Raw genomic sequence first — 5663 nt, 5'->3', positions numbered from 1 at the left:
CGGTGTGCGTCGGTTGTTTGAGAACTCAACAGTGTGCTTGATAGTCAATGCCAAACATTTGTTTTGGATCGGATCATGACCCGTGTGGGTTGTGGTTTGGCCAGTATCATTGTTCGCACACACGGTGTGTGTGTGGATGTTTCTCTTTTACGGAGAGTTTGATCCTGGCTCAGGACGAACGCTGGCGGCGTGCTTAACACATGCAAGTCGAACGGTGAAGCCCAGCTTGCTGGGTGGATCAGTGGCGAACGGGTGAGTAACACGTGAGCAACCTGCCCTTCACTTCGGGATAAGCCTTGGAAACGGGGTCTAATACCGGATAGGAGCACCTGCTGCATGGTGGGTGTTGGAAAGTTTTTCGGTGAGGGATGGGCTCGCGGCCTATCAGCTTGTTGGTGGGGTAACGGCCTACCAAGGCGTCGACGGGTAGCCGGCCTGAGAGGGCGACCGGCCACACTGGGACTGAGACACGGCCCAGACTCCTACGGGAGGCAGCAGTGGGGAATATTGCACAATGGGCGAAAGCCTGATGCAGCGACGCCGCGTGAGGGATGACGGCCTTCGGGTTGTAAACCTCTTTCAGCAGGGAAGAAGCGCAAGTGACGGTACCTGCAGAAGAAGCGCCGGCTAACTACGTGCCAGCAGCCGCGGTAATACGTAGGGCGCAAGCGTTGTCCGGAATTATTGGGCGTAAAGAGCTCGTAGGCGGTCTGTCGCGTCTGGTGTGAAATCCCATGGCTCAACTATGGGCTTGCATCGGGTACGGGCAGACTAGAGTGCTGTAGGGGAGACTGGAATTCCTGGTGTAGCGGTGGAATGCGCAGATATCAGGAGGAACACCGATGGCGAAGGCAGGTCTCTGGGCAGTCACTGACGCTGAGGAGCGAAAGCATGGGGAGCGAACAGGATTAGATACCCTGGTAGTCCATGCCGTAAACGTTGGGCACTAGGTGTGGGGCCAGTTCCACTGGTTCTGTGCCGTAGCTAACGCATTAAGTGCCCCGCCTGGGGAGTACGGCCGCAAGGCTAAAACTCAAAGGAATTGACGGGGGCCCGCACAAGCGGCGGAGCATGCGGATTAATTCGATGCAACGCGAAGAACCTTACCAAGGCTTGACATGTACGAGAAAGCCCCAGAGATGGGGTTCTCTTTGGACACTCGTACACAGGTGGTGCATGGTTGTCGTCAGCTCGTGTCGTGAGATGTTGGGTTAAGTCCCGCAACGAGCGCAACCCTTGTCCCATGTTGCCAGCGGGTTATGCCGGGGACTCATGGGAGACTGCCGGGGTCAACTCGGAGGAAGGTGGGGATGACGTCAAATCATCATGCCCCTTATGTCTTGGGCTTCACGCATGCTACAATGGCCGGTACAGAGGGCTGCGATACCGTGAGGTGGAGCGAATCCCAAAAAGCCGGTCTCAGTTCGGATCGGGGTCTGCAACTCGACCCCGTGAAGTCGGAGTCGCTAGTAATCGCAGATCAGCAACGCTGCGGTGAATACGTTCCCGGGCCTTGTACACACCGCCCGTCAAGTCACGAAAGTTGGTAACACCCGAAGCTCACGGCCCAACCCCTTGTGGGAGGGAGTGGTCGAAGGTGGGACTGGCGATTGGGACTAAGTCGTAACAAGGTAGCCGTACCGGAAGGTGCGGCTGGATCACCTCCTTTCTAAGGAGCTTTTCTCCATCATTGGTGCCGGCCGGTTGGCTGGTGGGGTGGTGGCAGAGGCCAGGCCCAGGCCGTGCGCGTCTGGGGTGGTTGCTCATGGGTGGAACATTGACGAGAGCCTGCCTTGCGGGGTGGGTGTGCTAGTACGCCGGCGGTTGCTGGTTGGAACGTGCGCCTGGTCGTGGGGTCGGGGTTCGATGAGCACACTGTTGGGTCCTGAGGCAACCGGCCGCGGGACCAGTCCCCCCCTCGCCTGTGCGGGTTCGTCCGTGGGGTGAGGGGCTGCCTTCGGGTGGTGACTGCCTTCGGGTGGTGGCTGCCGTGGTGGCTGCTTTCGGGTGGGGTCTGGTTCTGGTGGGGTGTCTTTGGAGGGTACGGGTCATCAGGTGGTGTGCAGACCAGCCGGCGTGCCGGTGGTGGTGCATGCGGTGTGCTTGGTGGGTTCGTCCGTTGCTTGAGAACTGCATAGTGGACGCGAGCATCTTTTGAATTGTTCCCGAACGACGCTTGTGTGGTGGCCATGTTCGTTGTGGCGATCATGTGGGTGTTTGTTTGTGGTTTCTGTTTTGTCGTGTTGTTGAAGTTTTTAAGGGCACATTGGTGGATGCCTTGGCACTAGGAGCCGAAGAAGGACGTTGTAGCCTGCGATAATCCTCGGGGAGCTGGCAGACGAGCTGTGATCCGAGGGTCTCCGAATGGGGGAACCCAGCCGAAGTCATGTTCGGTTACCCGCGCCTGAATGTATAGGGCGTGTGGGGGGAACGCCGGGAAGTGAAACATCTCAGTACCGGCAGGAAGAGATATTCCGTGAGTAGTGGCGAGCGAAAGCGGATCAGGCCAAACCGTATGCGTGTCAAGCTGTCAGGCGTTGCGTGTGCGGGGTTGTGGGACCTTCCGGGAAGATCTGACAGTCTTCCGGCCAGTGAGAAAGTCGTGTCATAGTCGAACCGGGTTGAATACCGGACCGTAGTGGGTGGGAGTCCCGTAGACGAAATGGCGTGGCCTGGTGGAGGGGATCCCAAGTAGCACGGGGCCCGTGAAATCTCGTGTGAATCTGGCAAGACCACTTGCTAAGCCTAAATACTACCTAGTGACCGATAGCGGACAAGTACCGTGAGGGAAAGGTGAAAAGTACCCCGGGAGGGGAGTGAAATAGTACCTGAAACCATGTGCCTACAATCCGTCGGAGCCTCCTTCCTCCTTGTGGGGTTGCAGGGGTGACGGCGTGCCTTTTGAAGAATGAGCCTGCGAGTTAGTGCTCGGTGGCGAGGTTAACCCGTGTGGGGAAGCCGTAGCGAAAGCGAGTCCGAACAGGGCGCCACAGTCGCCGGGTCTAGACCCGAAGCGAAGTGATCTAGCCATGGGCAGGTTGAAGCGACGGTAAGACGTCGTGGAGGACCGAACCCACCAGGGTTGAAAACCTGGGGGATGACCTGTGGTTAGGGGTGAAAGGCCAATCAAACTTCGTGATAGCTGGTTCTCCCCGAAATGCATTTAGGTGCAGCGTCACGTGTTTCTTGCCGGAGGTAGAGCTACTGGATGGCTAATGGGCCTCACCAGGTTACTGACGTCAGCCAAACTCCGAATGCCGGTAAGTTGTAAGCGTGGCAGTGAGACTGCGGGGGATAAGCTCCGTGGTCGAGAGGGAAACAGCCCAGATCACCGGCTAAGGCCCCTAAGCGTGTGCTCAGTGGGAAAGGATGTGGAGTTGCACAGACAACCAGGAGGTTGGCTTAGAAGCAGCCACCCTTGAAAGAGTGCGTAATAGCTCACTGGTCAAGTGATTCCGCGCCGACAATGTAGCGGGGCTCAAGCACACCGCCGAAGCCGTGGCACTCACACTGCGTTGGATCGCAGTCCTAGCCGGCCCCTTTTGTGGGTCTGGTTCAGGTGTGTGGGTGGGTAGGGGAGCGTCGCGTGGCCATGGAAGCTGCAGGGTGACCTAGTGGTGGAGGCTACGCGAGTGAGAATGCAGGCATGAGTAGCGAATGACGGGTGTGAATCCCGTCCGCCGAATGACCAAGGGTTCCAGGGCCAGGTTCATCCGCCCTGGGTAAGTCGGGACCTAAGGCGAGGCCGACAGGCGTAGTCGATGGACAAGGAGTTGATATTCTCCTACCGGCGAAGTACCGCCCATACCGAGCCCGGTGATACTAACCACCCCAAGCCACCGCCGAGACCTTCGGGTCTCACTGGTGGGGCGGCGTGGGACCTGATCCGGTAGTAGGTAAGCGTGTTAACAGGGGTGACGCAGGAAGGTAGCCAGGCGTGGCGATGGTTGTCCATGTCCAAGGCTGTAGCCCGACACCTAGGCAAATCCGGGTGTCAGCAGGGTGAGAGCTGATAGAGACCGCGTATGCGGGAATCTGGTGATCCTATGCTGCCTAGAAAAGCCTCGACGCGAGGGACTAGCCGCCCGTACCCTAAACCGACTCAGGTGGTCAGGTAGAGAATACTAAGGCGATCGAGTGAATCGTGGTTAAGGAACTCGGCAAAATGCCCCCGTAACTTCGGGAGAAGGGGGGCCTGATCCGTGAACCCACTTGCTGGGGGAAGCGGGGAGGGCCGCAGAGACCAGGGAGAAGCGACTGTTTACTAAAAACACAGGTCCGTGCGAAGTCGCAAGACGATGTATACGGACTGACGCCTGCCCGGTGCTGGAAGGTTAAGAGGACGGGTCAGCTTCGGCGAAGCCCAGAATTTAAGCCCCAGTAAACGGCGGTGGTAACTATAACCATCCTAAGGTAGCGAAATTCCTTGTCGGGTAAGTTCCGACCTGCACGAATGGCGTAACGACTTCTCCGCTGTCTCAACCGCGAACTCGGCGAAATTGCACTACGAGTAAAGATGCTCGTTACGCGCAGCAGGACGGAAAGACCCCGGGACCTTTACTATAGCTTGGTATTGGTGTTCGGTGCGGTTTGTGTAGGATAGGTGGGAGACTGTGAGACTCGGGCGCCAGCTCGGGTGGAGTCGTTGTTGAAATACCACTCTGATCGCTTCGGATGTCTAACCTCGGTCCGTGATCCGGATCAGGGACAGTGCCTGGTGGGTAGTTTAACTGGGGCGGTTGCCTCCTAAAATGTAACGGAGGCGCTCAAAGGTTCCCTCAGCCTGGTTGGTAATCAGGTGTCGAGTGCAAGTGCACAAGGGAGCTTGACTGTGAGACTGACAGGTCGAGCAGGGACGAAAGTCGGAACTAGTGATCCGGCGGTGGCTTGTGGAAGCGCCGTCGCTCAACGGATAAAAGGTACCCCGGGGATAACAGGCTGATCTTGCCCAAGAGTCCATATCGACGGCATGGTTTGGCACCTCGATGTCGGCTCGTCGCATCCTGGGGCTGGAGTAGGTCCCAAGGGTTGGGCTGTTCGCCCATTAAAGCGGTACGCGAGCTGGGTTTAGAACGTCGTGAGACAGTTCGGTCCCTATCCGCTGCGCGCGCAGGAAACTTGAGAAGGGCTGTCCCTAGTACGAGAGGACCGGGACGGACGAACCTCTGGTGTGCCAGTTGTTCCGCCAGGAGCATGGCTGGTTGGCTACGTTCGGAAGGGATAACCGCTGAAAGCATCTAAGCGGGAAGCCTGCTTCAAGATGAGGTTTCCACACACCTTGCGTGTGGGAGGCACCCAGCAGACTACTGGGTTGATAGGCCGGATGTGGAAGACAGGACCAAAGACTGTCGGAGCTGACCGGTACTAACCTGCCAACAACTTCACACACACAAACACTCTTCACGATATTGCGTGTTCGCGTCCACTATGCGGTTCCCGAGTCACGGGCACCACCCCAACCCTTGTCCATCAATGGGCGAGGAGTGGGGTGCCTGGTCTCGACAGTGTTTCGGTGGTCATAGCGTAGGGGAAACGCCCGGTCCCATTCCGAACCCGGAAGCTCAGCCCTACAGCGCCGATGGTACTGCCCTGGAGACGGGGTGGGAGAGTAGGACGCCGCCGGACAACCATTCCGTCAGGGGATGGACCCCCGCACCCCACAC

Annotated in this window: 3 rRNA genes; all 3 read left to right on the top strand. The window is 58.0% G+C overall.

The features are described from left to right. Positions 1-146 precede the first annotated feature (146 nt). The 3 genes from HLB15_RS22030 to rrf all read left to right on the top strand — a co-directional run bounded on the left by HLB15_RS22030 (position 147) and on the right by rrf (position 5625). Positions 147-1669, top strand: a 16S ribosomal RNA gene (locus tag HLB15_RS22030). A gap of 575 nt (positions 1670-2244) precedes the next feature. Next, positions 2245-5388: ribosomal RNA gene (locus HLB15_RS22025) — 23S ribosomal RNA — on the top strand. 120 nt (positions 5389-5508) lie between these two features. Continuing rightward, a 5S ribosomal RNA gene (gene rrf, locus HLB15_RS22020) occupies positions 5509-5625 on the top strand. Together the 16S, 23S and 5S rRNA genes form the textbook arrangement of a ribosomal RNA operon. Positions 5626-5663: the final 38 nt, after the last annotated feature.

Source organism: Promicromonospora citrea, assembly GCF_013004695.1.
GTDB classification, from domain to species: Bacteria; Actinomycetota; Actinomycetes; order Actinomycetales; family Cellulomonadaceae; genus Promicromonospora; species Promicromonospora citrea.
This window is presented reverse-complemented; position numbering and strand designations above follow the sequence as displayed.